We start from the raw sequence: 19,111 nt of genomic DNA on the forward strand, positions 1-19,111 counted from the left end.
CGGTTTCAGACCGTCGCAGCGGCCCGGGGTGTTCATTGGCCGGCCTTGGGACGAAAGCCGCCGTCGGCGATTCGCGGCCGGTCGTCCTCGACCCGAGACAGCGGCTCACAGACTTGCATCTGCTCCAGGCAGCGACGGGTCAAGTGCTGGTACTCCCGAGTGCCGGCCAGCTTCCAGGCCACTTCCTCGTCGCTCAACTGACGCGTGACCCGCGCCGGCGCGCCCATCACCAGCGATTGCGGCGCGCATTCGAAACCGGCCTTGACCAGCGCCGCCGCCGAAACGAAGGAACGCGGCGCAATGAAGGCGTTGTCCATCACCACCGCATTCATGCCCACCAGCGCGTCGGCGCCAATCCGGCAACCGTGCAACACTGCGCCATGGCCGACATGGCCATTGCGCTCCACCACCGTGTCGCTATCAGGGAAACCATGCATCACACAGGTGTCCTGCAGATTGGCCCCCTCTTCGAGGACAATCCGGCCAAAATCCCCCCGCAGGCTGGCCAGGGGGCCGACATAGCAACGGGGGCCGACTATCACATCGCCGATCAGCACCGCCGAAGGGTGCACATAGGCACTGGGATCGACCACCGGAATCAAGCCATCAAGGCTGTAGCACGTCATGCTGCTTCCCTCTCTGATCAGCAGAAACTGCTGTTGTTGGAGCGGCTGGGGGGCGCTGCACTTGCCCGCGAATACAACGCCGAGAATGCACGACGCCACCCAATCCAGGATACCGATACAACGCGGACGGCATTTTGTATCAGGTTATTCTCGGTACACAACCGTTCTCCAAGACACAGGCCTGGCTCGCCACAGGCGCCACAACCCGCAAAGCATAAAGGATACGGCCTCAATTACCGGCCCAAGGCAGCATCCCATCGACCTGCCGCCCCGAATAGAACGCAGCTGAAGCCGAAAGATAGGACACATTAACAATCTATTAATCTTGATTTTATGTATCACATTGGCGATATACTCGGCGAAAACCGGCTCCCGGGCCGACCCGACAATCGAGCCGGCAACCGGCCGCATCACTCCGAGGACATCCGCCATGCCTCAACACCCGACCATGAACTTTGCCACCATCCTGTTCTCCATCAGCGAGGGCGTCGCCCTCCTCAGCCTCAACCGTCCCGAACAGCTCAACAGTTTCAACCCACAGATGCATGGCGAGGTGCAGGCGGCCCTCAAGCACGTGCGCAACAACCCCGAGGTGCGGGTCCTGCTCCTGACCGGCGAAGGCCGCGGCTTCTGCGCGGGGCAAGACCTTGGCGAGCGCGACGTCGCCCCCGGCGATGCAGCGCCTGACCTGGGGGAATCCATCGAACAGTTCTACAACCCGCTGGTGCGCGAGCTGCGCGACCTGCCATTGCCGGTGATCTGTGCGGTCAATGGCGTGGCCGCCGGCGCTGGCGCCAACCTGCCCCTGGCCTGCGACCTGGTACTGGCAGCGCGCTCCGCGAGCTTTATCCAGGCCTTCTGCAAACTCGGGCTGATTCCCGATTCCGGCGGCACCTGGCTGCTGCCACGGCTGGTGGGCATGGCCCGGGCCAAGGCCCTGGCCCTGCTCGGCAACCGCCTGAGCGCCGAACAGGCCGAGCAATGGGGACTGATCTACCAGTGCGTGGACGACGCCTTGCTGCGCGATGAAGCCCTGAGCCTGGCCCGACACCTGGCGACTCAACCCACCTATGGCCTGGCGCTGATCAAGCGCAGCCTGAATGCCAGCCTGCACAACAGCTTCGACCAGCAACTGGAGCTGGAGCGCGACCTGCAACGCCTGGCGGGACGCAGCGAAGACTATCGAGAAGGCGTCAGCGCCTTCATGGACAAGCGCCCTCCAGTGTTCAAGGGGCGCTGACATGGCCCCGCTGCGTCGTAGCGCAGAAACTGCCGCAGTGGGTGCCGGGGCATGGGCACCCCCCTGATCCGCCAGAGGCGCCAACCCGCGCCTGCAGAACTCCCCGCAAGCCCTTCGTGCCTCTTGCGGGTCATGCACTCAGAACCCGCAGTGACGGGTTGAACGACAACAACAATACGAGTGACACCATGAACATGCCGATAGCCAGAACCGTGCCCGAAGCGCCGCTGGACCCGATGGAAACCGCCAGCATCGACCACTTGCGCCAGCATCAGCTGGAGCGCCTGCGCTGGAGCCTGAACCACGCCTACGCCAACGTCCCCCTGTATCGCCAGCGCTTCGACGCCCTGGGCGTGCACCCCCAGGACATCCAGCGCCTGGAGGACCTTGCCCAACTGCCCTTCACCACCAAGTCCGACCTGCGGGACAACTACCCCTACGGCATGTTCGCGGTACCCATGCAGGAGGTGGTGCGCCTGCATGCCTCCAGCGGCACCACCGGCAAGCCCACGGTGGTGGGCTATACCCGCAACGACATCGACACCTGGGCCCAGGTGGTGGCCCGGTCGATCCGCGCGGCCGGCGGCCGGCCCGGCGACAAGGTGCATGTTTCCTATGGCTACGGCCTGTTCACTGGCGGCCTGGGGGCACACTACGGTGCCGAACGCCTGGGGTGCACCGTGATTCCCATGTCCGGCGGCCAGACCGAGAAGCAGGTGCAACTGATCAAGGATTTCCAGCCGGACATCATCATGGTCACGCCGTCCTACATGCTCAATATCGCCGACGAGATCGAACGCCAGGGCCTCGATCCCCACAAGCTGGCCCTGCGCCTGGGAATCTTCGGCGCCGAACCCTGGACCGACGAACTGCGCAGCGCCATCGAGCAGCGCCTGGGTATAAAAGCCCTCGATATCTACGGGCTGTCGGAGATCATCGGTCCGGGAGTGGCCATGGAATGCGCCGAGACCCGCGACGGCCCGACCCTCTGGGAGGATCATTTCTACCCCGAAATCATCGACCCGCTGACCGCTCAGGTGCTGCCCGATGGCGAAATGGGCGAGCTGGTGCTCACCTCCCTGAGCAAGGAGGCACTGCCGATGATCCGTTACCGCACCCGCGACCTGACCCGCCTGCTGCCGGGGACGGCGCGGCCCATGCGGCGCATCGACAAGATCACCGGGCGCAGCGACGACATGCTGATCATTCGCGGGGTCAATGTGTTTCCCACCCAGGTGGAGGAGCAAGTGCTCAAAGCCGTGCACCTGGCCCCCTGTTACGAGATCCATCTGTATCGCCACGGCAACCTCGACAGCGTCGACATTCACGTCGAGCTCAAGAGCGAGCATCAGCAACTGGGGGATGAACAGCAAAGGGCCATCTGCAGCGAGCTCAGTCGCCACATAAAGACCCATATCGGCATCAGCTCACGTATCGTTTTACAGCCCCCCTTCAGCATCAAGCGTTCGGAAGGCAAGGCCTGCCGAGTGGTCGACCGCCGCAAATAGCGTTGACGCAAGCACTGGAGCCCCGCCATGACGGGGCTTTTTTTCGCCCGCCATTCAAGCCGCGAGGCAAAGCGATACAGAAACAAAACATGACACGCTATTTTGTGTTTGATATTTATTTGTGTATCACATATAAACATTCACAGCCTCACCCACACCTGCAACCCGGGAGACACTCATGTACGCACAGCTGGTAGAGACGGGGATCAAGCGCATCAAGCCGCTGGCAGAAATGTCCGAGCAGGAGCGCACCTTCCAGGAAAAAATCGACGGGGAAATCAAGATCGAGGCCAAGAACTGGATGCCCGATGCCTACCGCCAGACCCTGATCCGGCAGATTTCCCAGCACGCCCATTCGGAAATCGTCGGCATGTTGCCCGAAGGCAACTGGGTCACCCGCGCCCCGACCCTCAAGCGCAAGCTGCAACTGATGGCCAAGATCCAGGACGAAGCCGGCCACGGCCTGTACCTGTACAGCGCCATGGAAACCCTCGGCGCCGATCGCGACGAGGAAATCGCCAAGCTCCACAGCGGCCGGGCCAAGTATTCGAGCATCTTCAACTACCCGACCCTGAACTGGGCCGACATGGGCGCGGTGGGCTGGCTGGTGGACGGTGCCGCCATCGTCAATCAGGTGGTGCTGCAACGCACCTCCTATGGCCCCTACTCCCGGGCCATGGTGCGCATCTGCAAGGAAGAGAGCTTCCACCAGCGCCAGGGCTACGAAATCCTCCTGACCATGATGCGCGAGGGCAACCCGGCACAGCGGGAAATGGTCCAGGACGCCATCAACCGCCTCTGGTGGCCAGCGCTGATGATGTTCGGCCCCAGCGACGAACACTCCCCCAACAGCGCCCAGTCCATGGCCTGGAAGATCAAGCGCCAGAGCAACGACGAACTGCGCCAGCGCTTCATCGACCAGACCATCCCGCAGCTGGAACTGCTGGGCTGCACCTGCCCCGACCCGGAGCTGAAGTGGAACGCCGAGCGCGGCCACTACGACTTCGGCGAAATCCAGTGGCAGGAATTCTACGAGGTGCTCAAGGGCAACGGCCCGTGCAACCAGGAGCGCCTGGAGACTCGCCGCCAAGCCATCGACGACGGCGCCTGGGTGCGGGCCGCCGCCGTGGCCCATGCCCAGAAGAAAGCCAACAAGAACGCCGCCTGAGCGCGCCCAGCCTGATCCGGAGTCAATGCCATGTCTGAATGGACCCTTTACGAAGTCTTCGTGCGCAGCAAGCACGGCCTCAATCACAAACACGTGGGCAGCGTGCATGCCGCCGACGACGCCATGGCCATGAACAATGCCCGGGACCTGTACACCCGGCGCAGCGAAGGCGTCAGCCTGTGGGTGGTGCCCTCGGCGCAGATCGTCGCCTCCTCCCCGGATGACAAGGACCCGCTGTTCGACCCTGCGGACGACAAGGTCTACCGCCACGCCAGCTTCTATCAGTTGCCCCCCGAAGTCGGACACATGTGAGGCCGGCCATGAACCCTGCAAACGATCTGATCAACCACCTGCTGCGCCTCGGCGACAGCGCCCTGATCCAGGGCCAGCGCCTGTGCGAATGGTGCGGCCGGGCCCCGGCCCTGGAAGAAGAACTGGCGCTGATGAATGTCGGCCTCGATCTGGTGGGCCAGGCCCGCAACTGGCTGGACTATGCCGCCGAACTGCTGGCCGATGGCCGCGACGCCGATCACCTGGCCTTCCGCCGGGACGAGCGGGCCTACCGCAACCTGTTGCTGGTGGAGCAGCCCAATGGCGATTTCGCGGTGACCCTGCTCAAGCAGTTTTTCTACGACGCCTGGCACCTGGAAACCCTCAAGGGCCTGAGCCAATCAACGGATGAACGGATGGCCGGCATCGCCGCCAAAGCGCTCAAGGAAGTCACCTACCACCTGCGCCGCTCCAGCGAATGGGTCGAGCGCCTGGGAGACGGCACCGAGGAAAGCCACCAGCGCATGCTGCAGGCGATCCCGCGGCTATGGCGCTTCACTGGCGAGCTGATCGACCAACACGCCGCTGAAATCGAACTGCACCGGGCCGGCCTGTGGGCCGATCCGGCCCAGGTGGCCGACGCCTGGCGCGCCTGCGTCGAAACCCTGTTCTCCCGGGCCACCCTGCCCGTGCCCGAAGCCCCGAGCCACTTCTACCTGGATGCGCGCCAGGGCCTGCACACCGAGCACCTGGGCCCGCTGCTGGCCCAGATGCAATTCCTGCCGAGGGCCTATCCCGATGCGGTCTGGTGAATTGATCGGCAGCGACCAGGGTGCGCGCGCGCTGCAACAAGGCGATCTGGAGCTGGCCTGGAGCACCCTGGATCAGGTCATGGACCCAGAGGTGCCAGTGGTCAGCGTGCTCGACCTGGGTATCGTGCGCGACCTGGGCTGGCAGGCCGGCCATCTGCAGGTGGCGGTCACGCCGACCTACTCCGGCTGCCCGGCCACCGAAGTGATCGAGAGCGATATCCGCCAGGCCTTGGAACAGGCCGGTTTCCAGGCCCCGCGGCTGATACGCCAGCTGACCCCGGCCTGGACCACCGACTGGATCACTGAACGCGGCCATCAGCGTCTGCGGGCCTATGGCATCGCGCCGCCCTCGGGCAGCAGCAAGCGCAGCCTACTGGGGGACGCGCCCCAGGTGCTCTGCCCGCAATGCGGCAGCGCCCACAGCGAGCGCCTCAGCGAATTCGGTTCCACCGCTTGCAAGGCCCTGTACCGCTGCCGCGACTGCCTGGAACCCTTCGACTATTTCAAGTGCATCTGAGCCGCTCGCCGCCTCAGAGGAGAACCATCATGAGCCAGTTCCATCCCCTGACCATCAAGGACGTGCGCAGCGAAACCCGCGACGCGGTGTCCATCGCCTTCGACATACCCCAGCACCTGCAAGCGCAGTTCCACTTCACCCAGGGCCAGCATCTGGTGCTGCGCGCCGAGCTTGAGGGCGAGGAGGTACGGCGCTCTTATTCGATCTGCAGCGGCGTCAATGACGGCGAACTGCGCATCGCGGTGAAGCGCGTCGTCGGCGGGCGCTTTTCGGCGTTTGCCAACGAACAGCTCAAACCCGGCCAGTCGCTGGACGTCATGCCCCCCGCAGGCCGCTTCCATGTCGAGCTTGATCCGGCGCGTCACGGCCACTACCTGGCGGTGGCCGCAGGCAGCGGCATCACGCCGATCCTGTCGATCATCAAGAGCACCCTGGAAGGCGAGCCGCTCAGCCGCTTCACCCTGCTCTACGGCAACCGTTCCAGTGCCTCGGCACTGTTTCGCGAACAGCTGGAGGACCTGAAGAACCTTTATCTGCAGCGCCTGAACCTGGTGTTCGTGTTCAGTCGTGAACAGCAGGACATCGACCTCTATAACGGCCGCATCACCCAGGACAAATGCCAGCAACTGTTTTCCCGCTGGCTCGACGTCCAGAAACTGGACGCGGCCTTCATCTGCGGCCCCCAGGCCATGACCGAGACCGTGCGCGACAGCCTCAAGGCCGCCGGCATGCGCGCCGAGCGCATCCACTTCGAACTGTTCCACGCCGCCGGTGACAGCCAGAAGCGCCAGGCCCGGGAAGCCGCCCGCGCCCAGGACCCGCAGGTCAGCCAGATCACCGTGATCAGCGATGGCCGGGCCCTGGCCTTCGACCTGCCGCGCAACAGCCTGAGCCTGCTGGATGCCGGCAACGCCCAGGGCGCCGAACTGCCCTATTCGTGCAAGGCCGGGGTCTGCTCCACCTGCAAATGCAAGGTCGTCGAAGGTGAGGTGGAAATGGACAGCAACCACGCCCTGGAAGATTACGAAGTGGCGGCCGGTTACGTCCTTGCCTGCCAGTCGTTCCCGGTCAGCGACAAGGTGGTGCTGGACTTCGACCAGCTCTGAGCGAACCGGTAGTGCGCGTGCCCATAACAAGAACAACAGAGAAAACCTCATGAGCCCACAAGAGATAGACCGCATCACCTGCCACCCGGACTTTATCCAGCTGGTGCGGCGCAAACAGCGACTCTACTGGTCACTGACCCTGATCATGCTCCTGGCCTACTACGGCTTCGTCCTGCTGGTGGCCTTTCACCCCGGCCTGCTGGGCCAGTCGCTGTCCGGCGGGGCCACCAGCGTCGGCATGCCAGTGGGGGTGGCGATGATCGTCCTGGCCTTCGCCCTGACCGGCTTCTACGTTTACCGAGCCAACCAGCTGCTGGACCCGCTGAACGACAAACTCAAGCGCGAGTACCGGTCATGAAGCGCGGTGCAGGAGTCATCCTGCTGCCCTGCCTGCTGGCCTCGGACCTGGCCCTGGCCGCCGACGACAGCGCCCGCGCGCTGAACTGGAACGCCATCGGCATGTTCCTGGTGTTCGTCCTACTGACCCTGGGGATCACCCGCTGGGCCGCCCTGCGTACCCGTTCGGCCAAGGACTTCTACACCGCCGGCGGCGGCATGAGCGGCCTGCAGAACGGCCTGGCGATTGCCGGTGACATGATCTCCGCGGCGTCCTTCCTCGGCATCTCGGCGATGATGTTCCTCAATGGCTACGACGGCCTGCTGTACGCCCTGGGGGTTCTGGCAGGCTGGCCGATCATCCTGTTTCTGATCGCCGAGCGCTTGCGCAACCTGGGCACCTACACCTTCGCCGACGTGGTCTCCTATCGCCTGGCCCAGACGCCGGTGCGCCTGACCTCGGCGTTCGGCACCCTGACCGTGGCCCTGATGTACCTGGTGGCGCAGATGGTCGGCGCCGGCAAGCTGATCGAACTGCTGTTCGGCCTCAGCTACCTCCACGCAGTGATGCTGGTGGGCCTGCTGATGGTCTGCTACGTGACCTTCGGCGGCATGCTGGCCACCACCTGGGTGCAGATCATCAAGGCGGTGATGCTGCTGTCGGGCACCAGTTTCATGGCCTTCATGGTGCTCAAGCACTTCGGTTTCAGCACCGAGGCGCTGTTCGCCCGAGCCAGTGCGGTACACGCCAAAGGCAGCGCGATCATGGCCCCCGGCGGGCTGCTGTCGAACCCCATCGACGCCATTTCCCTGGGTCTGGGAATGATGTTCGGCACCGCCGGGCTGCCCCATATCCTCATGCGTTTCTTCACCGTCAGCGACGCGCGGGAAGCGCGCAAGAGCGTGCTCTATGCCACTGGCTTCATCGGCTACTTCTATCTGTTGCTGATCGTGGTCGGCTTCGGCGCGATCGTCATGGTCGGCACCGAGCCCGAGTATCGCGACGCCAGCGGCGCCATCATCGGCGGCGCCAACATGATCGCGGTACATCTGGCCCAGGCGGTGGGTGGCAACCTGTTCCTGGGTTTCATCTCGGCCGTGGCCTTCGCCACCATTCTCGCGGTGGTGGCCGGGCTGGCGCTGTCCGGGGCCTCGGCGGTGTCCCATGACCTGTATGCCTGCGTGATGCGCAAAGGCCAGGCCAGCACCCAGCAGGAAATGCGCGTCTCGAAGATCGCCACCCTGTGCATCGGTGTCCTGGCGGTGCTGCTGGGGCTGTTGTTCGAGTCGCAGAACATCGCCTTTCTCTCCGGGCTGGTGCTGGCGATAGCCGCGTCGGTGAATTTCCCGGTGCTGTTTCTTTCCATGTTCTGGAAAGGCCTGACCACCCGGGGCGCGGTGGGCGGCAGCCTGGCCGGGCTGATCTCGGCGATTGTCCTGCTGATCCTCAGCCCGGCGGTCTGGGTCAATGTGCTGCACCACCCCCAGGCGCTGTTTCCCTACGCCAACCCCGCACTGTTTTCCATGAGCCTGGCGTTCTTTGCCGCTTGGGCCTTGTCCGTCAGCGACCGCTCGCCCCGGGCCGAGCTGGAGCGCGGCCGCTACCTGGCGCAGTTCATCCGTTCCATGACCGGCATCGGCGCCTCCGGCGCCAGCCATCACTGAGTTGCCTCCCGGCGCCCAGCACGCTGCACCGGCCCTCAATTGACCCTGACCCTTCGGAGCCTTTCTCCCATGCCACAGTCTCCTACCCTGCAAAGCTTTATCGGCGGCCGCTGGATCGGCCAGCACCCGGCCCAGGCCTTGCGCAGCGCCATCGATGGCCATGAAGTGGCGCGTACCCATGAAGAGCCCCTGGACTTCGCCGAAGCGCTGCAACATGGGCGCGTGAACGGCGCCCGGGCCCTGCTGGCCCTGGATTTCCAGCAGCGGGCCCAGCGCCTCAAGGCCCTGGCGCTGTACCTTGGCGAACGCAAGGAACAGCTGTACGCCCTGTCCTACCACAGCGGCGCGACCCGGGCCGACAGCTGGATCGACATCGAAGGCGGCAACAGCACCTTGTTCAGCTACGCCGGACTTGGCGCCCGCGAGCTGCCCTCGGGCAACCTGCTGCACGAAGGCCCGGCGCAATCCCTGAGCAAGCTCGGCAGCTTTGCCGGCACCCATATCCTGGTGCCCCGCGGCGGCGTGGCGGTGCACATCAATGCGTTCAACTTTCCCATCTGGGGCATGCTGGAGAAGTTCGCCCCCTGCTTCCTCGCCGGCATGCCGTGCATCGTCAAGCCCGCCAGCGCTACCAGTTACCTGACCGAGGCCGCCGTGCGCCTGATGCATGAATCTGGCTTGCTGCCCAAAGGCAGCCTGCAACTGGTGATCGGCGGCACCGGCGACCTGCTGGATCGCCTGCAAGGCCAGGACCTGGTGACGTTCACCGGTTCCGCCGTCACCGCCGGCAAACTGCGATCCACCCCCAACCTGATCCGCCACTCGGTGCCCTTCAATGCCGAAGCCGACTCGCTGAACTGCGCGATCCTGGCGCCGGACGTGACCCCGGACGACCCGGAATTCGAGCTGTTCATCAAGGAAGTGGTGCGGGAAATGACGGTCAAGGCCGGTCAGAAATGCACCGCTATCCGCCGCGCCATCGTTCCGGCCAAACAGCTGGATGCCGTGGCCACGGGCTTGCGCGAGCGCCTGTCGAAGGTGGTGGTCGGCGATCCGTCGGTGGAAGGCGTACGCATGGGCCCTCTGGCCTCCCATGAGCAACAGCGGGACGTGGCCGAACGCCTGGAGAGCCTGCTGCACAGCAGCGATCTGTTGTTCGGCGCCCGGGACGGCTTCGAGCCCCGGGGCGACAACGTCAGCCAGGGCGCGTTCTTTGCCCCGACCCTGCTGCTGTGCCGTGATCCCCTGGCTCAGGGCGGCGCCCACGATATCGAGGCCTTTGGCCCGGTCAGCAGCCTGATGGCCTACGACGACCTGGACCAGGCCCTGGACCTGGCCGCTCGCGGCAAGGGCAGCCTGGTGGCCAGCCTGGTGACCAAGGACCCGGGCATCGCCGCCCAGGTCATTCCCCGGGCAGCGGCCTGGCATGGCCGGCTGCTGGTGCTGGACCGCGAGTGCGCCGGCGAATCCACCGGCCACGGCTCGCCATTGCCGCAACTCAAGCACGGTGGCCCCGGTCGCGCCGGTGGCGGTGAAGAGCTGGGCGGCCTGCGGGCGGTCAAGCACTACCTGCAGCGGGCGGCTGTCCAGGGCTCGCCGAGCATGCTGGCGGCAGTGACCGGTGAATACGTGCGCGGCGCCAAGGTCATCGAAACCGAGGTCCACCCGTTCCGCCGGCACTTCCAGGACCTGCAGATCGGCGAGTCCCTGCTGACCCACCGCCGCACCGTTACCGAGGCCGATCTGGTGAACTTCGGCTGCCTGTCCGGGGACCACTTCTATATGCACTTCGACGAGATCGCCGCCAAGGACTCCCAATTCGGCAAGCGTATTGCCCACGGCTACTTCGTGCTCTCAGCGGCGGCCGGGCTGTTCGTGTCCCCGGCACCGGGCCCGGTGCTGGCCAACTATGGCCTGGACAGCCTGCGCTTCATCAGCCCGGTGGGCATTGGCGACACCCTGCAAGCGCGGCTGACCTGCAAGCGCAAGATCGACCAGGGTAAACAGAGCCCCCAGGGCACGCCGCAGGGGGTGGTGGCCTGGGACGTGGAAGTGAGCAATCAACTGGGTGAGCTGGTGGCCAGCTACGACATCCTGACCCTGGTTGCCAAGCGCACCCCCTGAGCGTAGGAGCCGGCTTGCGAGCAAATGGCCCTCACGATGGCATTGCCCCTGAGGCCGCCTTCGCCAGCCAGCTGGCTCCTACAAGAACTGGCCGCAACACCACCCGCTGTAAGAGCTGGCTTGCCGGCGAATGGCCCTCACGACGCTGTCGTCCTTGAGAACGCCTTCGCCAGCCAGCTGGCTCCTGCAAGTGGGTGCCGGCGCTCGTGCAGAAGCTTGGGTGGGGCAGATTGTGGCAAAAGATTTCATGGGTTCTTGATTCTCAATCCGGCTTGCGGCAAGTTGCGCGCTTCTCACTATTAGGAGCAGCCCATGTCCGGCTCAATGGCCCAGGCGTTCGCGCACAATTTTCTCGGCCACTCACCCCGCTGGTACAAGGCAAGCATTGTCGCGTTCCTGCTGCTCAATCCGCTGCTGTTCTTCGCGGTCAGCCCGGCCGCAGCGGGCTGGTGCCTGGTGATCGAGTTCATCTTCACCCTGGCCATGGCCCTCAAGTGCTACCCCTTGATGCCCGGTGGCCTGCTGTTGGTGCAAGCGCTATTGCTGGGCATGGCCACGCCCCAGGCGCTGTACGACGAGCTGGTGCACAATTTCCCGGTGATCCTGCTGCTGATGTTCATGGTGGCCGGCATCTACTTCATGAAAGAACTGCTGCTGTTCCTGTTCTCCCGGCTACTGCTGGGGGTGCGCTCCAAGGCGCTTTTGGGGCTGCTGTTCTGCTTTCTGTCGGCCTTCCTCTCGGCCTTTCTCGACGCCCTGACCGTGACCGCAGTGATCATCAGCGCCGCGGTGGGCTTCTACTCGGTGTACCACCGGGTGGCCTCCGGCAATGACCCGCGCCAGGACAGCGGCTATGGCGACGATCAGCATCTGCCAACCCTGCACCACGACGACCTGGAGCAGTTCCGCGCCTTTCTGCGCAGCCTGTTGATGCACGGTGCCGTGGGCACGGCGCTGGGAGGCGTATGCACCCTGGTGGGCGAACCACAGAACCTGCTGATCGGCCATGAGATGGGCTGGCACTTCGCCGAGTTCTTCCTCAAGGTGGCGCCGGTTTCACTGCCGGTGCTGGCCGCCGGACTGGTGACCTGCGTACTCCTGGAAAAACTGCGCTGGTTCGGCTACGGCACGCTGCTGCCGGACAACGTGCGCAAGGTACTGGCCAACTACGCGGCCGAAGACGACGCCCAGCGCACCGCACGGCAGCGGGCGGCGTTGCTGGTCCAGGGGCTGGCGGCGCTGATCCTGATTGTCGGCCTGGCCCTGCACGTCGCGGAAGTCGGGCTGATCGGCCTGATGGTGATAGTGCTGATCACCGCCTTCACCGGGATTACCGACGAGCACCGCCTGGGCAACGCCTTCAAGGACGCCATGCCCTTCACCGCCCTGCTGGTGGTGTTTTTTGCCGTGGTGGCGGTGATTCACCAGCAACAGCTGTTCGTGCCGCTGATCCAGTGGGTGCTGGCGCTACCGGCGGACCAGCAACCAGGCATGCTGTTCATTGCCAATGGCCTGCTGTCGGCCATCAGCGACAACGTGTTCGTCGCCACCATCTACATCACCGAGGTGAAACAGGCCTTTATCTCCGGGCAGATGAGTCGCGAACACTTCGAGACCCTGGCGATCGCCATCAACACCGGCACCAACCTGCCCAGCGTCGCCACGCCCAATGGCCAGGCCGCCTTCCTGTTTCTGCTGACCTCGGCGATTGCACCGCTGGTGCGCCTGTCCTACGGACGGATGGTGTGGATGGCCCTGCCCTACACCGTGGTGATGGGCCTGCTGGGCTGGTACGCGGTGAGTTACTGGTTGTAGCGCTGGAGGATGTTTTAAGGGCTAAAGCGCTGATCCGGGTGCAACAGGGTGCCGTCCATATCGCTGAGCAGGAACGCGATGGACCGCACCTTGCCCCCCTTCACCCGAGGGCGTGCCAGACGCGGCCATCCCGGGCCAGCAACTCATCAGCGGCATCCGGGCCATCCTCACCCGCAGGGTAAGTCTGCACGCTCGCGTCCTGCTTCCAGGCATCGAGGAAAGGCTGCACGGCGCGCCATCCGTTCTCGATATTGTCCGCCCGCTGAAACAGCGTCTGGTCACCGACCAGGCAGTCGTAGATCAGTGTCTCGTAGCCGGTGGACGGCTGCATTTCGAAGAAATCCCGATAGGCGAAGCCCAGTTCGATATTGGCCATGTCCAGGCTCGGCCCGGGCTTTTTCGCCAGCAGGTCGAACCACATGCCTTCGTTGGGCTGGATCTGAATCCGCAGATAAGTCGGCGACAGCTGATCGACTTCGGTATCGCGAAACTGCGCGTAGGGTGCCGGCTTGAAGCAGATGACGATTTCGGTGTCGCGCACGCTCATGCGCTTGCCGGTGCGCAGGTAGAACGGCACCCCGACCCAGCGCCAGTTGTCGATCATCACCTTCAGCGCGACATAGGTTTCGGTGTTGCTGTCCGGCGCGACATTAGCTTCTTCGCGGTAACCCGCCAGGGCCTTGCCCGCCACTTCGGCGGCGCGGTACTGGCCGCGCACCGAGTTGGCCCGCGCCTCCTCCAGGGACCAGGGGCGGATCGCCCCCACCACCTTGGCCTTCTCGCCGCGCACTGCATCGGCGCCAAAGGCCGCTGGAGGCTCCATGGCCACCATCGCCAGGAGTTGGAACAGGTGGTTGGGCACCATGTCTCGCAGGGCGCCGGTGTGTTCATAAAAGCTGCCACGGGTTTGGACCCCGACGGTTTCCGCCGCGGTGATCTGCACGTGGTCGATGTAATGGTTGTTCCAGAACGCCTCGAACAGGCTGTTGGAAAAACGGCTGACCAGGATGTTCTGGACCGTTTCCTTGCCCAGGTAATGGTCGATGCGATAGATCTGCTTCTCGCTCATGACCTTGAGCAAGCAGGCGTTGAGGGCCTCGGCGCTCTGCAGATCGGAGCCGAAGGGCTTCTCGATGACCACCCGGCGAAAGGCCTCCGGCCCCTCCGCAAGCAACCCCGAAGCCCCCAGGCGCTGCACCACTTCACTGAAGAAGCGCGGCGCGGTGGCCAGGTAGAACACCGCGTTGCCGGTGCCGCTGGCGGCAATTCGCGCCGCCAGTTCGGCATAGGTGGAGTCGTCGAGGAAGTCGCCCTGGACGTAGCTGATGCCACGGGTCAGGCGGGCCCAGACGGCGGCGTCCACGGACGCCCCCTGGCCTTGTTTGCTCAGCACTTCATCGCGAAGGAAGTCTTCCAGCAAGGTGGCGAACTCAGCGTCGCTCACCGCGTTGTGGTCGACGCCGACAATCCGCAGCCCCTCATCCAGCAGACCGTCGCGGCTCAGGTTGTACAGCGCCGGCGTCAACAGGCGCTTGACCAGATCACCGCGGGCGCCGAACAGGAACAGCGTGGTCGGCGGCGCGGGCAACGCCTTGGACTTCTTTCGCGTAGAGGTCATTTCTTACCGGTCTCCACGTGGCCGCCAAAGCCGAAGCGCATGGCCGACAGCAGCTTGTCGCCGTAGGTGCCCTGGCCGCGGGAGCGGTAGCGGGAGAACAACGAGTTGGACAGCACCGGAACCGGCACCGCCTGCTCCATGGCTGCTTCGATGGTCCAGCGCCCTTCGCCACTGTCGGCCACGGCACCGGAAAAACCGTCGAGCTTCGGATCGCCGGCCAGGGCATCGGCGGTCAGGTCCAGCAACCAGGAGGACACTACGCTGCCGCGCCGCCAGACTTCGGCGATGTCCGCCACATTGAGGTCGAAGCGCTGATCCTCCGGCAGGATGTCCGAAGACTTGGTCTTGAGAATGTCAAAGCCCTCGGCGAAGGCCTGCATCATCCCGTACTCGATGCCGTTGTGGATCATCTTGACGAAATGCCCGGCACCGGCAGGACCGGCATGGATATAGCCACGCTCGGCACGGTCGTCATCAGAAACACGGTCCTTGGTCCGTGGAATCGAACCCAGGCCGGGGGCCAGGGCGGCGAACAGCGGGTCCAGGCGCAGCACTTCATCGGCATCGCCGCCGATCATCATGCAGTAGCCGCGCTCCAGGCCCCAGACGCCGCCGGAGGTGCCGACATCGATGTACTTCAGGCCCTTTTGCGCCAGGTCCCGGGCACGGCGGATGTCGTCCTTATAGTAGGTGTTGCCGCCGTCGATGATCACATCACCCGGTTCCAGCAACTGGCTCAGGGTGTCGATGGTCTCTTCGGTGGGTGCGCCGGCGGGCAGCATGACCCAGACCGCGCGGGGTTTTTCCAGGCCGGCCACCAGGGCCGGCAGGTCGGCGACGCCCTTGGCGCCTTCGGCGGCCAGGGTGCTGACGAAATCGGTGTTGCGGTCAAAGACTACGGTCTCGTGCCCATTGAGCATCAGGCGCCGTGCAATGTTGCCGCCCATGCGGCCCAGTCCAATAATCCCCAGTTGCATGTGCTGATGCTCCTACTGCAAAAAATTCAGATCAAAAATGTATAGCCCAAAGGGCTGGGTGCAAACGTCGAGGGGCGCAACTATACAAGGCGAGACGCTCCAAGACAGCGCAATCTTCAGACATAACGCCAGTTTTTGCGGCCACCTGCGCGCAACGCAGCGCGCCCAAGCCCGATCTCTTGCCCCTCGGCCGGCGCGAACCGCGTGGAGATTAGTCCCGGCACTGGGGGCGAAGTTTCTCAGAACTTGGGGGGATAACGACGCAAAACACCAGGAAGGCACAACGACCACGAAAAATAAAAAAGTTCCAATTGCGCTAAAAAGAAATAAAATTGCCGCCTTCAGGCTGCGTGAAAACGTCACAAGTGAAGGCAAGACGGTTGCCTGACACCGTCATTTTCGCGCTGCCGACGATAGTGCTTTGCGCAAGGGATGCGACCAGCGAAGCATAGTTGAGGCACTCCATTTGCGAGGTGAAGCAATGGGCACAGTACTACCGGCACGACCAGCACAGACTCTCTACGTGACCATTCGTCGTGACGAATTGCGCCAACTCAAAGACGAGCGCGATCAACTGCAACGGGAACTCGCCCAATTGCGCCTGCTGTTGCAGAACCAGGGACAAGCCCCTGCCGTAGCGCTGCAGCGCCCCTGAGCAACCTCAGCTGTGCCCCGGAACGCAGGCCCGGCCTGCGTTCACCGCTCTACCCGCTCCCTTTCCTGCCAGCTATCTCCCGCCACACCTGATCCCACCGCCTGCTACGCCGGACAAAAATCCAACGCTGCGCTAACGAACTTTTCACACTTGCCTATCGATACTCCCGGCCATTGTGGCCGTCTTGTTACAGACGGCGGCCTTCATTCGCAGCGCTGAACCGGCGCGCAATGATCACGGAACGGCGGGGAGCGCTGAATGGCATTGTTCAAACGCAGTAACACGTCTGCGACAGGTTTTGACTGGATGGGGCTGCTCTGGCTGTTCCTGTTCTTCTGGTATTTCTCCGGCATCACCCAACTGCTGATTCAACTGACGGACACGTCCGGCTTCGCCGGTTTCCGCCAGGCGTTCTTCATGAGCGCCATCTGGCTGGCGCCGATGCTGCTGTTCCCGGCACGCACCAGAGTCATGGCGGCAGTGATCGGCGTGGTGCTCTGGGCCTGCTCCATGGCCAGCCTGGGCTATTTCTTCGTCTATCAGCAGGAGTTCTCGCAAAGCGTCATCTTCATCATGTTCGAGTCCAACCCCTCGGAGGCCGGTGAATACCTGACGCAGTACTTTGCCTGGTGGATGCTCCTGGCGTTCCTGGCCCACACCGCCTTCGCCCTCTTCCTCTGGACCCGCCTGCGCCCGGTGTACCTGCCCCGGGGCCAGGCCCTGGCGGCTGCCGTGGCAATCCTGGTGGCGATTGTCGGCTACCCGCTGATCAAGCAAATCGCTCGCACCGACACCCTGGCCGACGGCCTGGAGAAGTTCGAAACCCGTATCGAACCCGCCGTGCCGTGGCAGATGGTGGTCGCTTATCGCCGCTACCGTGAGCAACTGAACGGCATGCAGGGCATGCTCGACAGCGTCAGCAAGATCCCGCCGCTGACCAACCTCAAGGACAGCATGGCCAACCAGCCGGCCACCCTGGTGCTGGTGATCGGCGAGTCCACCAACCGCCAGCGCATGAGCCTCTACGGCTACCCGCGCCAGACCACCCCGGAGCTGGACAAGCTCAAGGACCAGCTGGCGGTGTTCGACAACGTCATCACCCCGCGCCCCTACACCATCGAGGCGTTGCAACAGGTGCTGACCTTCGCCGACGAAGAAAACCCCGATCTCTACCTCAAGACCCCGTCCCTGGTCAGCGTGATGAAGCAGGCCGGCTACAAGACCTACTGGATCACCAACCAGCAGACCATGACCAAGCGCAACACCATGCTCACCACCTTCTCCGAGCAGGCGGACGAGCAGGTGTACCTGAACAACAACCGCAACCAGAACGCCCGCCAGTACGACGGCGACGTGCTCGAGCCCTTCTCCAAGGCCCTGGCCGACAGCGCCCCGCGCAAGTTCATCGTGGTCCACCTGCTGGGCACCCACATGAGCTACCAGTACCGCTACCCGCCAAGCTACGACAAATTCACCGATCGCCAGGGCGTGCCGGCCGGTGTGCGTGACGATCAACTGCCGACCTACAACAGCTACGACAACGCGGTGCTGTACAACGACTTCGTGGTCTCCAGCCTGATCAAGGATTACGCCAAGACCGACCCCAACGGTTTCCTGCTGTACCTGTCGGACCACGGCGAAGACGTCTTCGACTCCGCCGGCCACGACACCCTGGGACGCAACGAAGGCAAGCCCACGGCGCCGATGTACACCATCCCGTTCATGGCCTGGGCCTCGCCGAAGTGGCGGCAAACCCATGACTGGAACTTTGCTTCCGACCTCAGCCGCCCTTACAGCAGCTCCCAGCTGATTCATACCTGGGCCGACCTGGCGGGCTTGAGTTTCGACCAGCTGGACCACAGCCGCAGCCTGGTCAGCGACAGCTTCAAGCCACGCCCGCTGCTGATTGGCGACCCCTACTCACGCCAGAGCAAGGCGCTGATCGACTTCAGCCTGATGAAACCCAAAGCGCCGACGGAAGCGACCGTGGTCCAGAAGTAAGAACCCGACTCGGGGGCCGCAACGGCCCCCATCCCTGCGGGGCCCGGCATGCCGGCAAAGGCACCATCCTGCCTTGCAGCGAGCTCTGCGACGCCCTCACTGGCCAACCAACTGCTACAGGCTTTGATTGTCTGCAGACACAGGCTGTGACTGCCTGCAGACACATAATGTCAAGAATGTAATATCCCGCTCAGGCTGACGTTAACCCTCACTTAATACACTTCGCTGAAACTTGCCCCATCACTTCTTGTGCAGGGACGAAACAAGTTACCGAACACTCTTAAGTAGGAAACGCAGTATGAAACTTTCAACTTTGGTATTTAGCGGTTTGATTCTCGCCACTTCCAGTGCAGCCTTTGCCGAAGGCGGAGCCGAGCATATGCAACGCTTTTACGAGAACTTCCGGGTCAACCAGCAACAGATTCACGGCGATAAAAACCAGAACCTCGCCAAGACCGAGCAAGACAAGGCCGGTACCCACTATTCCGCACCGGACGCCAAGCAACAACAGCCCGGCGCCTGATACATCTTCAACGCAGTACCCACTCTGGACAATGTGCTCCTTTGGCAGAGATGGACGTTTGGCGCCCTCTACAGGGCGCCTTTTTTTATCCGCTGGCAGGCCCTCACTGTCACGCCAATGACAGGAATATTACAACTCTGTCATCCGCCA

The 19,111-nt window shown here is 63.7% G+C and carries 17 protein-coding genes; 14 read left to right on the forward strand and 3 right to left on the reverse strand.

What is annotated here, in order from left to right:
• Nucleotides 1-32: 32 nt before the first annotated feature.
• Nucleotides 33-626: a phenylacetic acid degradation protein PaaY gene (paaY, locus tag PFZ56_RS21345; RefSeq protein WP_170002809.1), complete on the reverse strand. Its 594-nt coding sequence runs from the start codon at nucleotides 624-626 to the stop codon at nucleotides 33-35.
• A 448-nt stretch (nucleotides 627-1,074) separates the two neighbouring features.
• On the opposite strand from paaY, the gene paaG reads away from it, so the two are divergent.
• From paaG to nhaB, 11 genes are all read left to right on the forward strand, one after another.
• On the forward strand, nucleotides 1,075-1,866 hold the full coding sequence (paaG, locus tag PFZ56_RS21350; protein ID WP_102863586.1) for a 2-(1,2-epoxy-1,2-dihydrophenyl)acetyl-CoA isomerase PaaG: 792 nt from the start codon (nucleotides 1,075-1,077) through the stop codon (nucleotides 1,864-1,866).
• 188 nt (nucleotides 1,867-2,054) lie between these two features.
• Nucleotides 2,055-3,374 carry a phenylacetate--CoA ligase PaaK gene (gene paaK, locus PFZ56_RS21355; RefSeq protein WP_170002807.1) on the forward strand — a complete coding sequence of 440 codons (1,320 nt, stop codon included), beginning with the start codon at nucleotides 2,055-2,057 and terminating at the stop codon, nucleotides 3,372-3,374.
• A gap of 178 nt (nucleotides 3,375-3,552) precedes the next feature.
• Nucleotides 3,553-4,542, forward strand: coding sequence for a 1,2-phenylacetyl-CoA epoxidase subunit PaaA (gene paaA / locus PFZ56_RS21360; protein ID WP_170002805.1), 990 nt, complete (start codon nucleotides 3,553-3,555; stop codon nucleotides 4,540-4,542).
• Nucleotides 4,543-4,572: 30 nt separating this feature from the next.
• Complete coding sequence (gene paaB, locus PFZ56_RS21365; RefSeq protein WP_110597045.1) at nucleotides 4,573-4,854, forward strand: 1,2-phenylacetyl-CoA epoxidase subunit PaaB; 282 nt, start codon at nucleotides 4,573-4,575, stop codon at nucleotides 4,852-4,854.
• 8 nt (nucleotides 4,855-4,862) lie between these two features.
• Nucleotides 4,863-5,624, forward strand: coding sequence for a 1,2-phenylacetyl-CoA epoxidase subunit PaaC (paaC, locus tag PFZ56_RS21370; RefSeq protein WP_170002803.1), 762 nt, complete (start codon nucleotides 4,863-4,865; stop codon nucleotides 5,622-5,624).
• Complete coding sequence (gene paaD, locus PFZ56_RS21375; protein ID WP_170002801.1) at nucleotides 5,611-6,141, forward strand: 1,2-phenylacetyl-CoA epoxidase subunit PaaD; 531 nt, start codon at nucleotides 5,611-5,613, stop codon at nucleotides 6,139-6,141. Before paaC ends, paaD begins: the two co-directional genes overlap by 14 nt.
• A 29-nt stretch (nucleotides 6,142-6,170) precedes the next feature.
• Nucleotides 6,171-7,247: a 1,2-phenylacetyl-CoA epoxidase subunit PaaE gene (gene paaE, locus PFZ56_RS21380; protein ID WP_110653205.1), complete on the forward strand. Its 1,077-nt coding sequence runs from the start codon at nucleotides 6,171-6,173 to the stop codon at nucleotides 7,245-7,247.
• A 49-nt stretch (nucleotides 7,248-7,296) separates the two neighbouring features.
• Nucleotides 7,297-7,605, forward strand: coding sequence for a DUF485 domain-containing protein (locus tag PFZ56_RS21385; protein ID WP_102879236.1), 309 nt, complete (start codon nucleotides 7,297-7,299; stop codon nucleotides 7,603-7,605).
• The gene (locus tag PFZ56_RS21390) at nucleotides 7,602-9,248 is read left to right on the forward strand and encodes a cation acetate symporter (protein WP_272753971.1); all 1,647 of its coding nucleotides are present in this window, start codon (nucleotides 7,602-7,604) and stop codon (nucleotides 9,246-9,248) included. Before PFZ56_RS21385 ends, PFZ56_RS21390 begins: the two co-directional genes overlap by 4 nt.
• Nucleotides 9,249-9,317: 69 nt before the next feature.
• A complete protein-coding gene (paaZ, locus tag PFZ56_RS21395) occupies nucleotides 9,318-11,372 on the forward strand; it encodes a phenylacetic acid degradation bifunctional protein PaaZ (protein ID WP_170002797.1) in 2,055 nt (684 codons plus the stop codon).
• Nucleotides 11,373-11,684: 312 nt separating this feature from the next.
• Nucleotides 11,685-13,187, forward strand: coding sequence for a sodium/proton antiporter NhaB (gene nhaB, locus PFZ56_RS21400; RefSeq protein ID WP_110597051.1), 1,503 nt, complete (start codon nucleotides 11,685-11,687; stop codon nucleotides 13,185-13,187).
• 100 nt (nucleotides 13,188-13,287) lie between these two features.
• Here the strand turns inward: nhaB and zwf are convergent, their stop codons facing one another.
• A complete protein-coding gene (gene zwf / locus PFZ56_RS21405) occupies nucleotides 13,288-14,805 on the reverse strand; it encodes a glucose-6-phosphate dehydrogenase (RefSeq protein ID WP_102879232.1) in 1,518 nt (505 codons plus the stop codon).
• Nucleotides 14,802-15,782, reverse strand: a complete 981-nt coding sequence (gene gnd, locus PFZ56_RS21410; RefSeq protein ID WP_102879231.1) for a phosphogluconate dehydrogenase (NAD(+)-dependent, decarboxylating) — start codon at nucleotides 15,780-15,782, stop codon at nucleotides 14,802-14,804. The genes zwf and gnd overlap by 4 nt, the downstream gene beginning before the upstream one ends.
• Before the next feature lie 481 nt (nucleotides 15,783-16,263).
• Here gnd and PFZ56_RS21415 point away from each other — a divergent pair, with 481 nt between their 5' ends.
• The 3 genes from PFZ56_RS21415 (at nucleotide 16,264) to PFZ56_RS21425 (ending at nucleotide 18,961) form a co-directional block, all read left to right on the forward strand.
• A complete protein-coding gene (locus PFZ56_RS21415; protein ID WP_170002794.1) occupies nucleotides 16,264-16,437 on the forward strand; it encodes a DUF6026 family protein in 174 nt (57 codons plus the stop codon).
• Nucleotides 16,438-16,695: 258 nt separating this feature from the next.
• Nucleotides 16,696-18,438: a phosphoethanolamine transferase CptA gene (locus tag PFZ56_RS21420; RefSeq protein ID WP_110653209.1), complete on the forward strand. Its 1,743-nt coding sequence runs from the start codon at nucleotides 16,696-16,698 to the stop codon at nucleotides 18,436-18,438.
• Nucleotides 18,439-18,736: 298 nt separating this feature from the next.
• Nucleotides 18,737-18,961: a hypothetical protein gene (locus PFZ56_RS21425; RefSeq protein WP_102879229.1), complete on the forward strand. Its 225-nt coding sequence runs from the start codon at nucleotides 18,737-18,739 to the stop codon at nucleotides 18,959-18,961.
• Nucleotides 18,962-19,111 lie beyond the last annotated feature (150 nt).

Source organism: Pseudomonas danubii (assembly GCF_042980055.1).
Taxonomy (GTDB): domain Bacteria; phylum Pseudomonadota; class Gammaproteobacteria; order Pseudomonadales; family Pseudomonadaceae; genus Aquipseudomonas; species Aquipseudomonas danubii.